Below are 16,237 nucleotides of genomic sequence, written 5' to 3' on the forward strand. Positions count from 1 at the left end.
GCGTATTCCGCGTCACCGCGTTCGAAGAAGCCTTGAAGAAGCGCTTCTCGCCGAAGGTGCTCGATGGCCTGACGGTGCCTGCGGCAGGGCTCAACAGTGATCTGCACGGCAGCGCCGAATATCGCGCGCATTTGATCGCGGTGCTGGCGCGCCGCGCCGTTGAAGCCGCCACGGCGAAACCCGAGATAAACGTCTCCTGACCCATCAAGACCGGCCTTTCCCATGAGTGCATCGACGCTTCCCACGTCCGTCGATGGCATGCTCGAGCTCTTGTCCTCGCGCGGCTATCTTGCCGAGCGCTCGCTAGGCACGGTGACTTACCTGGCGCTGCGCATGGGCCGGCCGCTGTTTCTCGAAGGCGAGGCCGGCGTCGGCAAGACCGAGATCGCCAAGGTGCTGTCGGCGGCGCTCGGTCGCAAGCTGATCCGGCTGCAGTGCTATGAAGGCCTCGACGTTGCCTCCGCGGTCTATGAGTGGAACAGCGCCTCGCAGATGATCGCCATTCGCCTCGCGGAGGCAGCGGGGGATACCGACCGCGACCAGCTCTCCAGCGACATCTTTGCCGAACGCTACCTGATCAAGCGGCCGCTGCTGCAGGCGCTGGAGCCGGACATCAACGGCGCGCCGGTGCTGCTGATCGACGAACTTGACCGCGCCGACGAGGCCTTCGAGGCCTATCTGCTGGAGATCCTCAGCGACTTCCAGGTCACGATCCCCGAACTCGGCACCGTGAAAGCCCCGGCGCCCCCGATCGTCATCGTGACGTCCAACCGCACCCGCGAAATCCACGACGCGTTGAAGCGGCGCTGCCTGTATCACTGGGTCGACTATCCCTCCGCTGAGCGCGAACTGGCGATCGTCAAGTCGCGGGTGCCGAACATCTCTGCGAAACTGTCCGCGCAGGTGGTGAAGTTCGTGCAGGCGCTGCGTAACCAGGATTTCTACAAGTCGCCGGGCGTCGCCGAGACGCTGGACTGGGCCACCGCGCTGACCGAGCTCGACGCGAGATCGCTGACGCCGCAGGTGGTCGGCGATACGCTTGGCGCGCTGTTGAAGTATCAGGACGATATTGCGCGGATGCAGGGCGACAACCTGCAGAAGGTTTTGAAGGAAGCGACGAGCGAAAATTAGAACTGTCATTCCGGGGCGCGGGCGGCGCAAGCCGAACGCGAACCCGGAATCCCGGAATGTTCATCACCATCTCGGGATCCCGGGTTCTCTCGCAGCTTGCGCTGCTCATGCCCCGGGATGACAATGGACAGGCCATGACCATCGACCACCTCAACCCGCCGACCGGCCTGATGGCCGACAACGTTATCGGCTTCGCGCGCGCGCTGCGCGCCGCCGGGTTGCCGGTCGGGCCGGGCGCCGTAATAGATGCGCTCAATGCGCTGCAGGTGATCGAGATCGGCCACCGCGCCGACGTCTTCGAGACGTTGCAGGCGATCTTCGTCAAGCGCTACGAACATGCGCTGGTGTTTGCGCAGGCCTTCGACCTGTTCTTCCGCGCCGCCGATGAATGGAAGCATCTGCTGGATTCCGTACCGCTGCCTGATCAGGCCAGGAAGCCGCCGCCGCCGGCCTCGCGCCGCGTACAGGAGGCGATGGCCAAGCCGGCGACGCGCGACGCCGATGAGCAGTCGCCGGAGGAGCAGGAGATCAAGCTCTCCGTCTCCGACCGCGAGGTGTTGCAGAAGAAAGACTTTGCGCAGATGAGCGCAGCCGAGATCGCGCAGGTCACCCGCGCCATCGCCCAGATGAACCTGCCGCAGGCTGAACTGCGCACCCGCCGCGCCCAGCCCGACAAACGCGGGCTCAAGCTTGATCTGCGCCGCACGTTGCGTGGGTCGCTGCGCACCGGCGGCGACATCGTCGATATCCGCCGGCTCGGCCTGATCGACAAGCCGGCGCCGATCGTGGCGCTGCTCGATATTTCCGGCTCGATGAGCGAATATACCCGTCTGTTCCTGCACTTCCTCCACGCCATCACCGACGCCCGCAAGCGCGTCTCGGTGTTTCTGTTCGGCACCAGATTGACCAATGTGACGCGGTCGCTGAAGGCGCGCGATCCCGACGAGGCGCTGGCGAGCTGTTCGTCCTCGGTGGAGGACTGGGCCGGTGGCACCCGCATCTCGGAATCGCTGCACACGTTCAACAAATTGTGGGGTCGCCGCGTGCTCGGCCAGGGCGCCATCGTACTCTTGATCTCCGACGGGCTGGAGCGCGAGGCCGACAGCCGGCTGACCTTCGAGATGGACCGGCTGCACCGTTCCTGCCGTCGGCTGATCTGGCTCAACCCACTCTTGCGCTTCGACGGCTTTGAGCCCAAGGCGCAGGGGATCAAAATGATGCTGCCGCACGTTGACGAATTCCGTCCCGTGCATAATTTGAGTTCGATCGAGGGCTTGATCAAGGCGCTGTCCTCGCCGCCACCGGTGCACCATCGCAGCCTGATCCGGCCTGCTGCTTGAAGTCTTGCCGCTTAAAGTATTGAAAGAGGCTCCCATGCTGAACCGCGACGAAGACATTCTGCAGGCGGCTGAGGCCTGGCAGAAGGCCGGCCACGGCGTGGCGCTGGCGACCGTGGTCGAGACCTGGGGCTCCGCGCCGCGCCCGGCCGGCTCCAGCCTGGTCATCAACGATGACGGCACGTTCCTGGGCTCGGTCTCCGGCGGCTGCGTCGAAGGCGCGGTTGTCACAGAAGCACTGGATGTGATCGCGTCCGGCGCGCCAAAGCTGCTGGAATTCGGCGTTGCCGACGAGACGGCGTGGAATGTCGGCCTGTCCTGCGGCGGCACCATCCGCGTGTTCGTCGAGAAAGTCGGTTAGTTGTGAAGCTTGAAACTCTCGTCAAGGTCAATGCCGAGCGCGCCGCGCGCCGTCCGGTCATCGTGGTGACCGATATATCCAGCGGGGAACAACGGCTGGTAAAGGCCGCGGACTTCGCCGCCGATCCCTTGCATGCCGAACTCGACAAGCAATTGCGCATGGGCAAGAGCGCGATGATCGAGGCCGAGGGCAGGAAGCTGTTTCTTAACGTCTATGCGCCGACCGCGCGCCTTGTCATCATCGGCGCCGTCCATATCAGCCAGGCGCTGGCGCCGCTGGCGCGCTCGCTGGATTATGACGTCACCGTGATCGATCCGCGCACGGCGTTTGCCAGTCCCGAGCGTTTCCCTGATGTCTCCCTGGTCGCTGAATGGCCGGAGGAGGCGCTGCCACCGCTCAACATCGATCGCTACACGGCGTTTGTCGCTGTGACGCACGATCCGAAGATCGACGATCCCGCGTTGCTGCATGCCTTTGCGCGCAACTGTTTCTATATCGGCGCGCTCGGCTCGCGAAAAACCCACGCCAAGCGCGGCGATCGGCTGAAGGCGCAGGGCGCCACCGACGCCGATATCGCCAAAATCCACGCGCCGATCGGGCTGAACATCGGCGCGGTGTCGCCGTCGGAGATCGCAGTGTCGATCATGGCGCAGATCACCGCCGAACTCCGGCTGCCGAAAGCGAGCGCGGCATGAAGTTCGGTCCGGCCAGCCCGGCGGACGCGCTTGGCGGCGTCACCGTCCATACGTTGCGGCAGGGTGATCTCGTTCTCAAGAAGGGCACCACTGTCGGCGTTGATGAAGTCGCGGCGCTGAAGCGCGCCGGCGTCAGGGAAGTCGTCGTCGTGCGCCTTGAAGAAGGCGATGTCTCCGAAGACGTCGCCGCCGCTTCCATCGCGCAGGCGGTGGCGGGCGAGGGCGTCCATGTCGAGCGCGCCTTCACCGGCCGCGCCAATCTGTTTGCGGCGCATCCCGGCGTTCTCGTCGTCGACCGCGCCATTGTCGATCGTATCAACGGCGTCGACGAAGCCATCACGTTTGCGACGCTGGCGGCGTTCAAGCCGGTGGTCGAAGGCGAAATGATCGCCACGGTGAAGCTGATCCCGTTCGGCGTGGCCGGCAGCTTGCGCGACGCCGCAGTAGGCGCCGCGTCCGGCGGCGCGATGCGCATCGCGCCCTATGGCATCAAGCGCGTCGGCGTCGTCTCGACGCTGCTGCCGGGCCTGTCGCCGAAGGTAATAGACAAGACCCTGCGCGTCACCGCCGAACGCCTCGCGCCGGCCGGCGCCAGGATTATTGCCGAACGCCGTGTCGCCCATGACGAGGATGCGCTCGCCAAATCGGTGAAGGAACTGCTCGGCCTCGGCGCCGAACTGGTGATCGTGTTCGGCGCCTCGGCGATAGCCGACCGTCGCGACGTGATTCCGTCGGCGATCGAGCAGGTCGGCGGCGCCATCGAGCATTTCGGCATGCCGGTGGACCCGGGCAACCTGCTGCTGATCGGCCGGATCGGCGATGTGCCGGTGCTGGGCGCGCCGGGCTGCGCGCGTTCGCCGGTGGAGAACGGTTTCGACTGGGTGCTGATGCGTCTGTTGGCCAACATCCCGGTCACCCGCGCCGATCTGACCGGCATGGGCGTCGGCGGGTTGCTGATGGAGATCATTACCCGGCCGCAGCCGCGCGTGCCGGTCGGCACCGATGGCAACCGCAATGTCGCAGCCATCGTGCTGGCCGCCGGTCGCTCGACGCGGATGGGCGGTCCGAACAAGCTGCTCGCCGAGTTGAATGGCAAGGCGCTGGTGCGGATCGTGGCCGAGCAGGCGGTAGCCTCGAAAGCCACCAGCGTCACCGTGGTGACCGGCCATCAGGCCGCCGAGGTCGAAAAGGCCCTGGCCGGATTGAAGGTGACGTTCGTCTACAACCCGGACTTCCCGGACGGCCTGGCCAGTTCGGTGAAAGCGGGCATCAAGGCCGTCCCGGCCAATGCCGACGGTGCCGTGGTCTGTCTGGGCGACATGCCGCTGATTGACACACGGCTGATCGACCGCCTGATCGAGGCCTTTGCGCCGGACCACGGCAGCCTGATTTCGGTGCCGGTCAGCGACGGCCGCCGCGGCAATCCGGTGCTGTGGTCGCGCCGCTTCTTCGGCGAGTTGATGACGCTGGATGGCGACATCGGCGCCCGGCACCTGATCATGAAGCATGGCGAGGCGGTGGCTGAAGTGCCGGTCGAAGGCCACGGCGCCTTCCTCGACATCGATACGCCACAGGCACTGGCGGCGGCCCGAAGCGGCTAGCCACTGTTGCAGAACCGGTCTGGCCTTCGATGGTTGGGGCGGCTGCGACGCGACACCGCTTACGGTTTCGTTCACCAAGTCGAAACGCCCTGCGTGTAGCCTTTCCCCAGTGGACTGACCTCGGGGGAGGGGATTTTGGCTTTTGTTGCTGCGCGCCTTCGCGCGATCTTTGTTTCGGCGATCATCCTGCTGGCCATGCCGCAATTCGCGCAGGCCGCCGGCGCGCTGGCGGTAGGCAAATGCGGCGCCTATGGCCAGGCCTTTGATTTCCCGGGCCAGGCCGCCGCCACCGCTGCCGCCCGCAAGCAGTGTCAGGGCGACTGCACCACCGTCACCATGAACCGCGCTTGCGCAGCCTTTGCGGTCGACATGAAAAATCCCTGCGGTGCGCACGCTTATGCGGTGGCGCCGCGTATCTCCGCTTCGCTCAATGCCGCGACCAAGAAGTGCTACGAGTTCGGCGGCAAGGAATGCGTCATCCGCGCCTGGGCCTGCGACGCCAAGGGCTGACGCCGGTCGCACAAACCGCTCGTTGAATCGGTGAGCGGCGGTTACGCTGCAGCGATGATCCGGATCATCAAAAAATTCTTCGGGCCGGCCAGCGACGCAGCGCCGTTGCTTGCCGATTTTCGCAGGGCCCTCAGCCACGAGGTGCTGGTGACCGAGCGGCTGAGGGTCAAGGCGGTCATCATCACCGTGTCCCTCGCAACCCTGACGTTGTCGGTGGCCTATCTGCTGGTGCCCGACGCCTTCACGCGCATATCCAACGGCAACTTTGACCTTGTTTCGTCGTACGTAACGACGATCCCGCTCGTGCTGTTCGAGTTCTACGCGCTCTACAGCCTCGATCAGCGCATCGCCATGGGCGGCGACATCGTGATAGGGCGTCGCTATCTGAGTGCGCTGATCGAGACCAGCATCCCAACGGGCGTATTGTTTCTGCACATGGATTGGATGGGACCGGCGCAGGCGCTGGCCTTCACGGCGCCGCTGTCCTATTTCATCTTCATCATTCTTTCGACGTTGCGGCTCGACTTCTGGCTGTCGACCTTCACGGGCTTTGTCGCGGCCGCGGAAATGCTTGCTTTGGCCAAGTTGTACCATCCGCCGCAGTTCGCTTCCGAACCCGTCCCGGACTTTGCGTTTCAGTTGATCCGGAGTTTTCTCATACTGCTTGGCGGCGTGCTTGCCGGTGCAGTCGGCTTGCAGTTGCGGCGGCAGTTCGAAGCGAGCATTACCGCGACCGCGGCGCGCGATCGCGTCACCAACCTGTTCGGCCAGCACGTCTCGCCTGAAGTCGTGGAGCAGTTGCTGACTTCGGAAACCGATGCCGCCAGCGAGACGCGTCACGTCGCAGTGATGTTCGTCGATATCCGCGCCTTTACGGCGGCGGCGCGGCTGCGCACGCCGCATGAGGTGGTGGCCCGGCTCGACACCGCCTTCGCGGTGCTGGTCGATGTACTCGACCGCCATTCCGGCATCGTCAACAAATTTCTCGGCGATGGATTTTTGGCGCTGTTCGGTGCGCCGATCGCTGATCCCGGTGCCGCGCAACACGCCGTGGCCGCGGCGCGCGAGATGCTGGTGGCGATGGAAGAGAACAATATCGGCAGCGAATGGCCGCTGCGAATCGGCATCGGCGTGCATCTCGGCGCGGTGGTGGCCGGCAATGTCGGCTCGCCGCGCCGCAAGGAATACACCGTGATGGGCGACACCGTGAATTTCGCAGCAAGGCTGGAATCCCTCAACAAGGAATTCGGTTCGCAACTGCTGATCTCGGCCTTGGTCCGCGACGAGTTGGGCGAGGCCTGCGACGATGCCGTGCTGGTAGGCGAGGTGCCGATCCGCGGCTATGAGGCGCCGCAGGCGATCTGGCGGCTGGCCTGATCAGTTCTCGAAAAACGCTGGCCGCGGCGGCCGCAGCATGACGCCAAAGCGCGCATAGAGGCCATCGCGGTGGAAGCTGTCATCGATGTGTCCGGCCGCGATCGTCCATTCGTAGTCGCCGGTGCGCAGGCCGGTGAGATGCGCGCCGATCCGCGTTTGCCGGCTGTAAAAATCGGTGGAGCGCGACACTTCAGGGCCGATCCAGAAGCGGTCGAACAGCCGCCATCCCGCCGCGGCGCGCGCGCTGACGGCGTTGTCGATCATGGTGCCGGACAGTGCCCCCTGAAGCATCAAGGACCGCGTCGGCTCCCACCAGACGTCGGCGGCGAACCGCGCGCCGAGCCGGGCGCGCGGCTGTACCGAGCGGCCGTTGATCAGCAGGAAATCGGCCTGTGCGTCGAGGCCGGCGAGCCACTGCATCTCGAAATTGCCGCGCCGGAATTTGACGCCGGGCAGAATCGCACCGCGCGCGATCTCGGTGACGTAGCGCCGCGTCGGCGTGGTGTAGCGCTCGATATTGTCGGACGCGGACACGCGCAGGATGAAGCCGTCCTTGTTGATGCCATCAGGCGCCCACTGGAAGCCGGTGTAGCCGCCAAGGCCATAGCGCCAGATGTCGAAGCCGGCGAAGGAGATCAGCCGGTCCGGCATGCCGCCGGTGAGGAAATCGGTGCCGGGCTTTTTCGATAGGACCGGAGCGAGAAAGGCTTGCCACGCGGGCTTTTGCGGTTCGACGATCTCCATGTCTTCGTCATCGTCACTGTCATCGGCGTCCTGCGCGGCCGCCCCCGGGGCGTCGAAAACAACTACGGCAACGCCGACGCCAATCGCGCACAATGATGCCCACCAACGCATCTGCCGCACCCCACGCCACAAACATGCAATCTCAGGTAGATTAAATCTGTGGATAACCCGCCCGTCCAGCGTCGCAGCGAGAACGATGCAGGAACCTGCGAAAATTTCCCGTCCGTGACGCGACCGCCATTCCGGTCGGGGACGATTTGTCGCCGCTTCGGCGATTGTTCCGGTTTCCGGGTTGACCCATAGTTCAAGCAACAGAATCTGCCAGTTCAATGGCCGACGGGATCGGGGGAACAATGGTTCGCGTGTTTCGTGCGTTGGCGCTGATGGCTTTGACTGTGGCGTCAACCGGGTCCGGACTTTTGCAAGCTGCGGCACAGTCTTCCTACCCCGACCGTCCCGTGAAAATCATCGTCCCAATCGGCGCCGGCGGCAGCTACGATCTGGTCGGCCGCCATCTGGCCGAGGCGCTGTCGCGGCGAACCGGGCAGGCGTTCTTCGTCGAGAACAAGCCGGGCGCAGGCACGGTGGTGGGCACGCAGGCTGCGGCCCAGTCCGAGGCGGACGGCTACACCCTGCTGGTCGGCGGCCTGTCCAACATGGCCTTCAACTCCGCGCTCTACGCGAAGCTGGGCTACGATCCGCTGAAGGATTTCGTGCCGGTCGCGCTGGTCTACAAGTTCGGCTACGTCATGGTCGGTCGCAAGGATCTGCCATACGCCGGATTGAAGGATATTGTCGCCGCGGCGAAGACCAGTCCGGGTGTGATCACGGCGGCTACCGCGGGCGTCGGCACGGGGCAGCAACTGGTGGCCACGGCCTTCATGCGTGCTGCCGGCGTCAAGCTGCAGGAAATTCCCTACAAGGGCTCGCCGCCAGCGTTCACCGATCTGCTGGCCGGCCGCATCGATGTGTTCTTCGACTCGATGGCGGCGGCGCTGCCCTATGTACAGTCCGGTCAGGTAAGGGGCATGGCGGTGCTGTCCTCGAAGCGCAGCGCGCTGGCGCCCGACGTGCCCACCATGTCGGAGGTCGGCGTGCCAGGTCTCGATGTGGATTCCTGGCTCGGCATTTTCGCGCCGGCGAAGACGCCGCCCGAGGCGATCGCAAAACTGCGCCGCGAAATCCGCGCCGCGCTGCCCGATCTCAGGGAGCGCTTCGAGAAGAGCGGCGGCGAAGCGTGGGATGTGCCGGACGACAAGCTCGACGGCTTCATCGCCTCCGAACACGCGACGTGGACGAAATTGATCCGCGAGGCCGGCATCAAGCTGGATTGAGGCGCGACCGGCTATCGAACCCGCTCGATCAGCGCCATGGCGCCCGCGGGCGCGCGGACCTTCGCTTCGTGGATCACGTAAGCGAACACGTCGCGCGGCTGCTTCTTCGGCCTGGCGGCATCGACGCGGGGCAGGTCGGCGGGCTCGTTGCCGGCGGCCCAGTCTTCCAGACGCTTCGCCCAGGCATCGAGCGCTTTCGGCGCGTAGGCGGTCTTGATGCTGTCCTCACCCTTCTGCAGCCGGGCATAGACGAAGTCGCCGGTGACATCGGCAATGGCGGGGTAGGTGGCGTGTTCGGAGAACACCACGGGCGTGTTGAACTGCCGCAGCAAGGCGATGAATTCCGGCACGCAAAAACTGTCGTGCCGGACTTCGACGACATGACGCAACGCGCGGTCGTCGATCTCGCGCGGCAGCAGTTCGAGGAAGGCGCCGAAGTCGACAGGATCGAACTTCTTGGTCGGCGCGAACTGCCACAGCACCGGGCCGAGCTTGTCGCCGAGTTCGAGCACGCCGGAATCATAGAACCGCTGCACGCTTTCGCCGGCTTCGGCGAGCACGCGACGGTTGGTGGCGAAGCGCGGGCCCTTCAGCGAGAACACGAAATCGTCCGGCACTTCGCCCGCCCATTTGCGAAAGCTCTCCGGCTTCTGCGAGCCGTAGAAGGTGCCGTTGATCTCGATCGATGTCAGTTTCGAAGCGGCGTAGCTGAGTTCCTTGGCTTGGGTCAGCTTGTCCGGGTAGAAAACCCCGCGCCACGGGGCGAAGGTCCAGCCTCCGATACCGATGCGGATTTGCCCGGTCGGGGAGGTTGCCTTCACAGGCGTTGATTTGCTTGGTGTTTTCGCCGCTTTGTTGGCCATGTCGATTGCCCCTTGCGTAATGCTCCCATTGTCCCTATCTTGTTTTTAACGGCGACGTCGATGCTTAATAGCCTCCGGCGCTGGGACGACCCTAGAATAGCTCGGTAGCGCCGGATGTACGCGCGCCATGTTGTTCGGGGTCGTTAGCATTTTAAGGCTGTTTTCAGCCATTCCCCTGGTTCATGCACCCCCTGCGCCAAGTTACGGTGCGGTATTCCGTCCTCGCCTTGGCAGGGTCCGGCGTGGCGGATATAGGCTGTGTCATGAATGAAGCCATCAGACCGGGCCCCGGACAGCCCATGCAGGCGGGGGCTCCGCTGCAACTGTCCGTAATCGTCCCGACCTTCAACGAGAGCGGCAATGTCGCGGTGCTGGTGCAGCGCCTCGCTGCCGCGCTGGCAGGCATCGCCTGGGAAGTCATCTTCGTCGACGACAATTCACCCGACGGCACGGCCGATGTGGTGCGAGCGCTGTCGCGGCACGATCCGCGGGTGCGCTGCATTCGCAGGATCGGCCGCCGCGGCCTGTCCGGCGCCTGCATTGAGGGTATGCTCGCTTCGAGTGCGCCCTGCGCCGCGGTGATCGACGGCGACCTGCAGCACGACGAGACGCAATTGCCCAAGATGCTCGGCCTGATTGAGAGCGGCGCGGCCGAGCTGGTGATCGGCAGCCGCTATATCGAGGGCGGCAGCGCCGACAGTTTCAACACGCAACGGCTCGGCGCCAGCAAGTTCGCCACCGCGGTCGCGCAGCGCGTGCTGCGTGTCAAGATCGCCGATCCGATGAGCGGCTTCTTCATGATCCGCCGCGATCGCTTCGAGCAACTGGCGCCGCAATTGTCGGTGCAAGGCTTCAAGATCCTGCTCGACGTCGTCGCCACCGCGCGCGGCGAATTGAAGGTTGTCGAGGTGCCCTATACGTTCGGTTCGCGGTTGCACGGCGAGAGCAAGCTCGACTCGATGGTGGCGCTGGACTTCCTCGGCCTGGTGCTGGCGAAGCTCACCAACGACGTGGTGTCGCTGCGCTTCCTGTTGTTCGCGCTGGTCGGCTCGATCGGCCTGTTCGTGCATTTCGCAGCGCTGTTCATCGCGCTCGAAGCGTTCGAGCTGCCGTTCGCGGAAGCGCAGGCCTGCGGCGCGCTGCTGGCGATGACCAGCAATTTCCTGCTCAACAATTTTCTGACCTATCGCGACCAGCGGCTGAAGGGTTTCAGCATCCTTCGCGGTCTGCTGCTGTTCTATCTGGTGTGCTCGGTCGGCCTGCTCGCCAATGTCGGCGTCGCCTTCTCGGTCTATGATCAGGAGCCGATCTGGTGGCTGGCGGGCGCTTCCGGCGCGCTGATGGGCGTGGTGTGGAACTACGCGATGTCCGGCCTGTTCGTCTGGCGCAAGCGGTGACGGGGCGATGAGCCCCGCGGAAACGCGGCTGTTGCGCGGCACCGCCGCCGTGGTCGCGGGTCTGGTGCTGTTGCGCCTGATTGCGGCGGCGTGGACGCCGCTGACCTTCGACGAAGCCTATTACTGGACGTGGTCGAAACATCTGGCCGGCGGCTATTACGACCATCCGCCGATGGTCGCCGTGGTGATCCGGCTCGGCACCCTGATCGCCGGCGATACCGAACTCGGGGTGCGGCTGGTTTCGGTGCTGCTGGCCTTGCCGATGAGCTGGGCGGTGTACCGCACGGCGGAGCTGTTGTTCGGCGGCACGCGGATCGCCTCCAGCGCGGTGCTGTTGCTCAACGCCACCATGCTGGCTTCGGTCGGCACCATGATCGTGACGCCGGATGCGCCGCTGCTGGTGGCCTCGAGCTTCGTGCTGCTCACGCTCGCGCAGGTGCTGGCGACCGGGCGCGGCGTCTGGTGGCTCGGCGTCGGCGTGGCGGTGGGCGCCGCGCTGTTGTCGAAATACACCGCGATGTTGTTCGGGCCGGCGATCCTGATCTGGCTCATCGCCGTGCCGAAGCTGCGCCGCTGGCTGGTTTCGCCGTGGCCCTATCTCGGTGGCCTCGTCGCGCTAGCGGTGTTCTCGCCGGTGATCTGGTGGAACGCCGAACACCAGTGGGTGTCGTTCATCAAGCAGCTCGGCCGTGCCCGCATCGACAGCCTCAACCCGGCCTTTATTGCTGAACTGATCCCTACCCAGATCGCCTTTGCCACGCCGCTGGTCTTCCTCCTTGGCGCGATGGGCCTGTATGCGCTGATGCGGCGCGACTCCGGCGCGTGGCCGTCGCGGCTGCTGATCAGCGTGACGTTCTGGACCATCGTTGTGTATTTCATCTGGCATTCGCTGCACGCCCGCGTCGAGGCCAACTGGTTCGCGCCGGTCTATCCGGCCTTCGCGATCGCGGCCGCGGTGGCGGCGCATCTTGCGCCTTGGAAGGCGCGCATGCGCCGTACCGTGGATTTCTGCCTGCGCTGGGCAGGGCCGGGCGGAGTCCTGATGTTTACGGCGCTGGTGGTGCAGGCCAACACGGGGCTGCTGTCCGGTTATCGCCGTGATGCCACGGTGCGCAGCATCGGTGTCGGCTTCAGGGAACTGGCCGGAGAGATCGAGTCCGCACGCGCGCGGACAGGTGCAACATGCGTGCTGGCACCGGATTACGGCACGGTCGGCTGGCTCGCATTTTACCTGCCGAAAGGCACCTGCGTGACGCAGCAAGGCCAGCGCATTCGCTGGATCAACCTGCCGGAGCCTTCGCTCGCGCAACTCGGCGGCAAGCTTCTGCTGGTCGGCGAAGAGAATGCGGCGCAGCAGCCGGAGTGGCAGGCGCGCTTTGGCCGCATTGAGAAGATCGCGACGCTGACCCGCAAGCGCGGTCCGCTGGTCATCGAGGATGTGGAGCTCAACGTGCTCGACGAAGCCCGCGGCGATCCACTCGATCGCTCGCCGCCGCCGGAACTCGAGCGTCCGACCGTGCAATAAAATCCCGCTGACAATGAACCTTTCCCGATGCTCGCCGCGACTAACCCTCGCGGAGAAACTCATTTGGGGTGGACATTGGAATGCAAAATTCAAATTTTGAAACAAGTCATTTCACCGAAACGAACAGCGACCGCGAGGTAGCGACCAGCACGGACGCTGCGGAATCAGGCGGACTGCGCGGTGCCCGCATCGCCAGTGTGCTGGCGCAAATCAACGAGGGATTTTCCGACCAGCAGTTTTCGACCCGTATGGTCGCGGAAAGGCTGGGGCTCTCGGTACGCTATGTGCAGGATCTGCTGCAGGGTTCCGGTCACAGCATTACCGACCGCATCATGCAACTGCGGCTGGACAAGGCGCGCACCATGCTCACCGACGACCGTAACTGCAGCCTCAAGATCAGCGATGTGGCGGCGAGCTGCGGCTTCAACGAGCTGTCGTATTTCCACCGCAGCTTCCGCCGCCGCTTCGGTTCCTCGCCAGCCAAATTCCGCGTGCAGTCAATGAACGGCTGACGCCGCACGCTTGTCGCGGAAATAAGCCAGCGTGCCGCGGCTGATAACGCGGTCGCCGACGACGAGCTGGTCAGGTGCGATATCGGACGCCTCGGTCAATTGTGCATAGAGTGCACCGAAATCACCATAGCTGTCCGCGAGCAGCTTCTCGAAGCTTGCGATGACGAAGTAGCACTGCTGGAAATCGTCGATGATGTAATTGGTCCGCATCACCCGTTCGAGATCGAAGCCGATCCTGTTGGGCGATGAGTTTTCCAGCGCAAATACCGCTTCCGTTGCCGAAGATAGAATGCCTGCGCCGAAGATGCGCAGGCCGTCCGAGCCCTGCAGCAGGCCGAACTCGACCGTGTACCAGTATAGTCGCGCCAGGTTCTTCAACTGGCCGAGCGCCATCGCGCGCTGCCCGCCTTTTCCATAGGCCTGCATGAAGTCCGCATAGACAGGATTGGCCAGCAGCGGCACGTGGCCGAATACGTCATGAAAGATATCGGGCTCCTGCAGATAGTCCATTTCATGTTCCGGACGGATAAAGGCGCCGGCGGGAAAGCGGCGGTTGGCGAGGTGGTCGAAGAAAATGTCGTCTGGCACCAGTTCGGCAACGGGCACGATCTGCCAGCCGGTCAGCGGCTGCAACCGCGCGCTGAGCTTTTCCAGGTCGGGAATGCCGGCCTCTGACAGTTGAAGCGTCTTGAGCGCGCCGAGGAACTCGTCACACGCGCGGTTCTGGAGCACGCTCTGCGCGCGGACAAACAGCCGGTCCCAGCGATCATGTTCGGCGGCGGAGTAGGAGCCCCAGTCCTGGTCCAGTGTAAAATCCGGACGTCGCGGCGCGCTCAGATAGCGGCTTTTCTCAGCGGACTGGTTCAGGGTGGTGGCCGGTGCGGTCATGATGCTGTCCGATCGGTCTGGCTGCCCTAGATTAGTGGATTTCTGGGGCGGTTGCCATGCCTGACCATCCGAGGGCCGTCGCAGGCAGGATGATACCATCGTGTCCGCGCGGCGCGCCGGATTTGATGCCGATCTGGACCATTCTCGACTGTGCCCCGGAAGGTCGCGGCCCCGACTGGAGTATTAAGGGCTATGGCCAGCGATTCTGCGGGCCCGTCCGGCAGGCCCAAAATCATCGATAAATGACCATCAAATGGTCGTCCCCGGGTTCCCGGGGCGATTTGTTGCGGCTTGGCCATGACTCCGCCCGGATTGTCACGCAATCGGTGATTGGTTCCCGGATGGTTGCCGAACATCTGCGGACGGGGGATGCCGAGAGACACCAAGAGAAGCCGAGATACGACAAGACGTTCTGCGACGACTTCATACGCCTTTAACTAAAATTCGACCTAATGACGCTGCGACCTCACGTGACTTTTGGCTGACTTCGGTCGGGTAATGCACACAGGGAAGCCTATGAAATTGGTCTGGACGCCCTGCGAATGAATACCCGAACTTCTGCATTCTACGGAGTCACGGCCGTCCACGGCCAGCGTTCCCGCAAATCCAAATCCAAAAAGTCGCTTCGCCCGCTGAGCTTTCTCAGCGGCGCCGCACTTACCCTTGTCGCCCTCGGTGGCGTCTGGTCGCTGACCGCGCGGCTCGCCGCGCCGGACGTGCCGGTCACGGTCGTGGCCGCCGATTTCGAAGATACGTTCGGGCGGCAGTCTTCCTTTGCGGAGCGCTTCGACCAGTCGACCTTCGCCGAACGTTTTGCCCCGGTGATTACGGCTTCGGCCGCCGCAGCCGCTTCCACCAAGGGCGATCGTCAGGTCGCCTGGTTCGATCCCTCGTATTCGCTCGGCGCGCCGCCGGAACGCTTTGCCCGCCCGGCGCCCCAGCAGGTTGCTGCCGCGCCCACGCCGCAGGAAGTGGTGTCGCCGGCGCCGACCGTGAAGCAACTGGTCGCCAGCATCCCGTTGCCATCGCAGCGCCCCTCGGAACTGCGCACCGCGCCGGTGCCGGCGGTGTCCGGCCATGAATCGCTGGTGGCGCGTGCCCGTGCCACCGTGATCGCCAACGGCTCGGCGCGTAATCCCTCGATGTTCGAAAAACTGTTCGGCATCGGGTCGCCTGCGCCGGCGACGGGCGGCACCCAGCTCGCCTTCGCGGGTAGCGATGGCGGCATCACCAGCGACGGCAAGGACGCCGTCGCGGCTGCACCGTCGTTCGATCGCCAGACCGCCGTCTACGACATCTCGGCAAAGAAAGTCTACATGCCCGACGGCACCAAGCTGGAGGCGCATTCAGGTCTCGGCAGCCGGCTCGACGACCCCGATGGCGTACGCGAGAAGATGCGCGGCGCCACCCCGCCACACATCTACGACCTGAAGCCGCGCGAAGCCCTGTTCCACGGCGTGCCGGCGCTGCGTTTAAAACCTATTGGCGGCGAGGAGGCGATCTTCGGCCGCACCGGCCTGCTCGCCCACACCTACATGCTCGGCCCCAACGGCGATTCCAACGGCTGCGTCTCGTTCAAGGATTACTACGCGTTCCTCGAGGCGTACCGCAGCGGCGGCATCAAGCGGCTGGCGGTGGTGGCACGCATCGACTAAGCGGAAGCTGAACGATCCTTGACACGCTGCCGGGACTTGTTTGCGTTTCGAAAAACGCTATTACCTCGCTATGTCCCAGCCCGATTTTCAGCCGTCGCTGATCGGCCCGACCGTCATCGTAAGGCCGGTGTCGGCCGACGACTGGCCGGAGCTGTTTGCGGCAGGCTCCGATCCCGAAATCTGGAAGCTGCATCCCCGCTCCAGTCGCTACACCGAGCCGGAATTCAGGGATTATTTCAACAGCGCGGTCGCGTCGAAAATGGCCTCGGTCTTCGTCGATCGATCGACGCAAAAGCTGATCGGCTCG

The 16,237-nt window shown here is 64.4% G+C and carries 15 protein-coding genes and 2 pseudogenes; 14 read left to right on the top strand and 3 right to left on the bottom strand.

Features of this window, described 5'->3' with window-relative positions:
- The 8 genes and pseudogenes from JWQ24_RS05565 to JWQ24_RS05600 form a co-directional block, all read left to right on the top strand.
- Positions 1–200, top strand: a pseudogene (locus tag JWQ24_RS05565) (carbon monoxide dehydrogenase); the annotation flags it as partial.
- Positions 201–222: 22 nt separating this feature from the next.
- A complete protein-coding gene (locus JWQ24_RS05570) occupies positions 223–1,131 on the top strand; it encodes a MoxR family ATPase (RefSeq protein ID WP_299805407.1) in 909 nt (302 codons plus the stop codon).
- A 134-nt stretch (positions 1,132–1,265) separates the two neighbouring features.
- Entirely contained in the window at positions 1,266–2,471 is a 1,206-nt protein-coding gene (locus JWQ24_RS05575; protein WP_299805410.1) for a VWA domain-containing protein, read from the top strand.
- Between the two features lie 34 nt (positions 2,472–2,505).
- Positions 2,506–2,829 (top strand): XdhC family protein, encoded by a 324-nt coding sequence (locus JWQ24_RS05580; RefSeq protein WP_299805413.1) that lies wholly within the window; start codon positions 2,506–2,508, stop codon positions 2,827–2,829.
- Between the two features lie 2 nt (positions 2,830–2,831).
- Positions 2,832–3,524, top strand: a complete 693-nt coding sequence (locus tag JWQ24_RS05585) for an XdhC family protein (protein ID WP_299805416.1) — start codon at positions 2,832–2,834, stop codon at positions 3,522–3,524.
- Entirely contained in the window at positions 3,521–5,125 is a 1,605-nt protein-coding gene (locus JWQ24_RS05590) for a molybdopterin-binding/glycosyltransferase family 2 protein (protein WP_299805419.1), read from the top strand. The genes JWQ24_RS05585 and JWQ24_RS05590 overlap by 4 nt, the downstream gene beginning before the upstream one ends.
- 195 nt (positions 5,126–5,320) lie before the next feature.
- A complete protein-coding gene (locus JWQ24_RS05595; RefSeq protein WP_299805445.1) occupies positions 5,321–5,635 on the top strand; it encodes a DUF4189 domain-containing protein in 315 nt (104 codons plus the stop codon).
- A gap of 54 nt (positions 5,636–5,689) precedes the next feature.
- On the top strand, positions 5,690–7,012 hold the full coding sequence (locus JWQ24_RS05600; RefSeq protein ID WP_299805448.1) for an adenylate/guanylate cyclase domain-containing protein: 1,323 nt from the start codon (positions 5,690–5,692) through the stop codon (positions 7,010–7,012).
- Here JWQ24_RS05600 and bcsS read toward each other — a convergent pair whose 3' ends face one another.
- Positions 7,013–7,867 (bottom strand): cellulose biosynthesis protein BcsS, encoded by an 855-nt coding sequence (gene bcsS / locus JWQ24_RS05605; RefSeq protein ID WP_299805422.1) that lies wholly within the window; start codon positions 7,865–7,867, stop codon positions 7,013–7,015.
- Positions 7,868–8,214: 347 nt separating this feature from the next.
- Between bcsS and JWQ24_RS05610 the strand changes: the two genes are divergently transcribed.
- Positions 8,215–9,090 (top strand): tripartite tricarboxylate transporter substrate binding protein, encoded by an 876-nt coding sequence (locus JWQ24_RS05610; RefSeq protein ID WP_299805425.1) that lies wholly within the window; start codon positions 8,215–8,217, stop codon positions 9,088–9,090.
- Positions 9,091–9,101: 11 nt separating this feature from the next.
- On the opposite strand, the gene JWQ24_RS05615 is transcribed toward JWQ24_RS05610, so the two are convergent.
- The gene (locus tag JWQ24_RS05615; protein ID WP_299805428.1) at positions 9,102–9,953 is read right to left on the bottom strand and encodes a DUF72 domain-containing protein; all 852 of its coding nucleotides are present in this window, start codon (positions 9,951–9,953) and stop codon (positions 9,102–9,104) included.
- A gap of 263 nt (positions 9,954–10,216) precedes the next feature.
- On the opposite strand from JWQ24_RS05615, the gene JWQ24_RS05620 reads away from it, so the two are divergent.
- From JWQ24_RS05620 to JWQ24_RS05630, 3 genes are all read left to right on the top strand, one after another.
- Complete coding sequence (locus JWQ24_RS05620) at positions 10,217–11,350, top strand: glycosyltransferase family 2 protein (RefSeq protein WP_299805431.1); 1,134 nt, start codon at positions 10,217–10,219, stop codon at positions 11,348–11,350.
- 7 nt (positions 11,351–11,357) lie between these two features.
- Complete coding sequence (locus JWQ24_RS05625; RefSeq protein ID WP_299805434.1) at positions 11,358–12,875, top strand: glycosyltransferase family 39 protein; 1,518 nt, start codon at positions 11,358–11,360, stop codon at positions 12,873–12,875.
- Positions 12,876–12,943: 68 nt separating this feature from the next.
- Positions 12,944–13,387: an AraC family transcriptional regulator gene (locus JWQ24_RS05630; protein WP_299805437.1), complete on the top strand. Its 444-nt coding sequence runs from the start codon at positions 12,944–12,946 to the stop codon at positions 13,385–13,387.
- Here JWQ24_RS05630 and phhA read toward each other — a convergent pair.
- A complete protein-coding gene (phhA, locus tag JWQ24_RS05635; RefSeq protein ID WP_299805440.1) occupies positions 13,373–14,275 on the bottom strand; it encodes a phenylalanine 4-monooxygenase in 903 nt (300 codons plus the stop codon). The two genes, JWQ24_RS05630 and phhA, sit on opposite strands and share 15 nt — an antisense overlap.
- A gap of 542 nt (positions 14,276–14,817) precedes the next feature.
- Here phhA and JWQ24_RS05645 point away from each other — a divergent pair.
- Both JWQ24_RS05645 and JWQ24_RS05650 read left to right on the top strand, forming a co-directional pair.
- Positions 14,818–15,930 (top strand): tlde1 domain-containing protein, encoded by a 1,113-nt coding sequence (locus tag JWQ24_RS05645; RefSeq protein ID WP_299805443.1) that lies wholly within the window; start codon positions 14,818–14,820, stop codon positions 15,928–15,930.
- A 70-nt stretch (positions 15,931–16,000) separates the two neighbouring features.
- Positions 16,001–16,237, top strand: a pseudogene (locus JWQ24_RS05650) (GNAT family N-acetyltransferase); the annotation flags it as partial.

This window comes from Tardiphaga sp., assembly GCF_028290495.1.
Lineage (GTDB): Bacteria > Pseudomonadota > Alphaproteobacteria > Rhizobiales > Xanthobacteraceae > Tardiphaga.

Bases quoted from the DNA above. Each gene is read 5' to 3' on its own strand.
- JWQ24_RS05570 (WP_299805407.1), top strand. From the start codon at position 223: ATGAGTGCATCGACGCTTCCCACGTCCGTCGATGGCATGCTCGAGCTC.
- JWQ24_RS05575 (WP_299805410.1), top strand. From the start codon at position 1,266: ATGACCATCGACCACCTCAACCCGCCGACCGGCCTGATGGCCGACAAC.
- JWQ24_RS05580 (WP_299805413.1), top strand. From the start codon at position 2,506: ATGCTGAACCGCGACGAAGACATTCTGCAGGCGGCTGAGGCCTGGCAG.
- JWQ24_RS05590 (WP_299805419.1), top strand. From the start codon at position 3,521: ATGAAGTTCGGTCCGGCCAGCCCGGCGGACGCGCTTGGCGGCGTCACC.
- JWQ24_RS05595 (WP_299805445.1), top strand. From the start codon at position 5,321: ATGCCGCAATTCGCGCAGGCCGCCGGCGCGCTGGCGGTAGGCAAATGC.
- JWQ24_RS05600 (WP_299805448.1), top strand. From the start codon at position 5,690: ATGATCCGGATCATCAAAAAATTCTTCGGGCCGGCCAGCGACGCAGCG.
- bcsS (WP_299805422.1), bottom strand. From the start codon at position 7,867: ATGCGTTGGTGGGCATCATTGTGCGCGATTGGCGTCGGCGTTGCCGTA.
- JWQ24_RS05615 (WP_299805428.1), bottom strand. From the start codon at position 9,953: ATGGCCAACAAAGCGGCGAAAACACCAAGCAAATCAACGCCTGTGAAG.
- JWQ24_RS05620 (WP_299805431.1), top strand. From the start codon at position 10,217: ATGAATGAAGCCATCAGACCGGGCCCCGGACAGCCCATGCAGGCGGGG.
- JWQ24_RS05625 (WP_299805434.1), top strand. From the start codon at position 11,358: ATGAGCCCCGCGGAAACGCGGCTGTTGCGCGGCACCGCCGCCGTGGTC.
- phhA (WP_299805440.1), bottom strand. From the start codon at position 14,275: ATGACCGCACCGGCCACCACCCTGAACCAGTCCGCTGAGAAAAGCCGC.
- JWQ24_RS05645 (WP_299805443.1), top strand. From the start codon at position 14,818: ATGAATACCCGAACTTCTGCATTCTACGGAGTCACGGCCGTCCACGGC.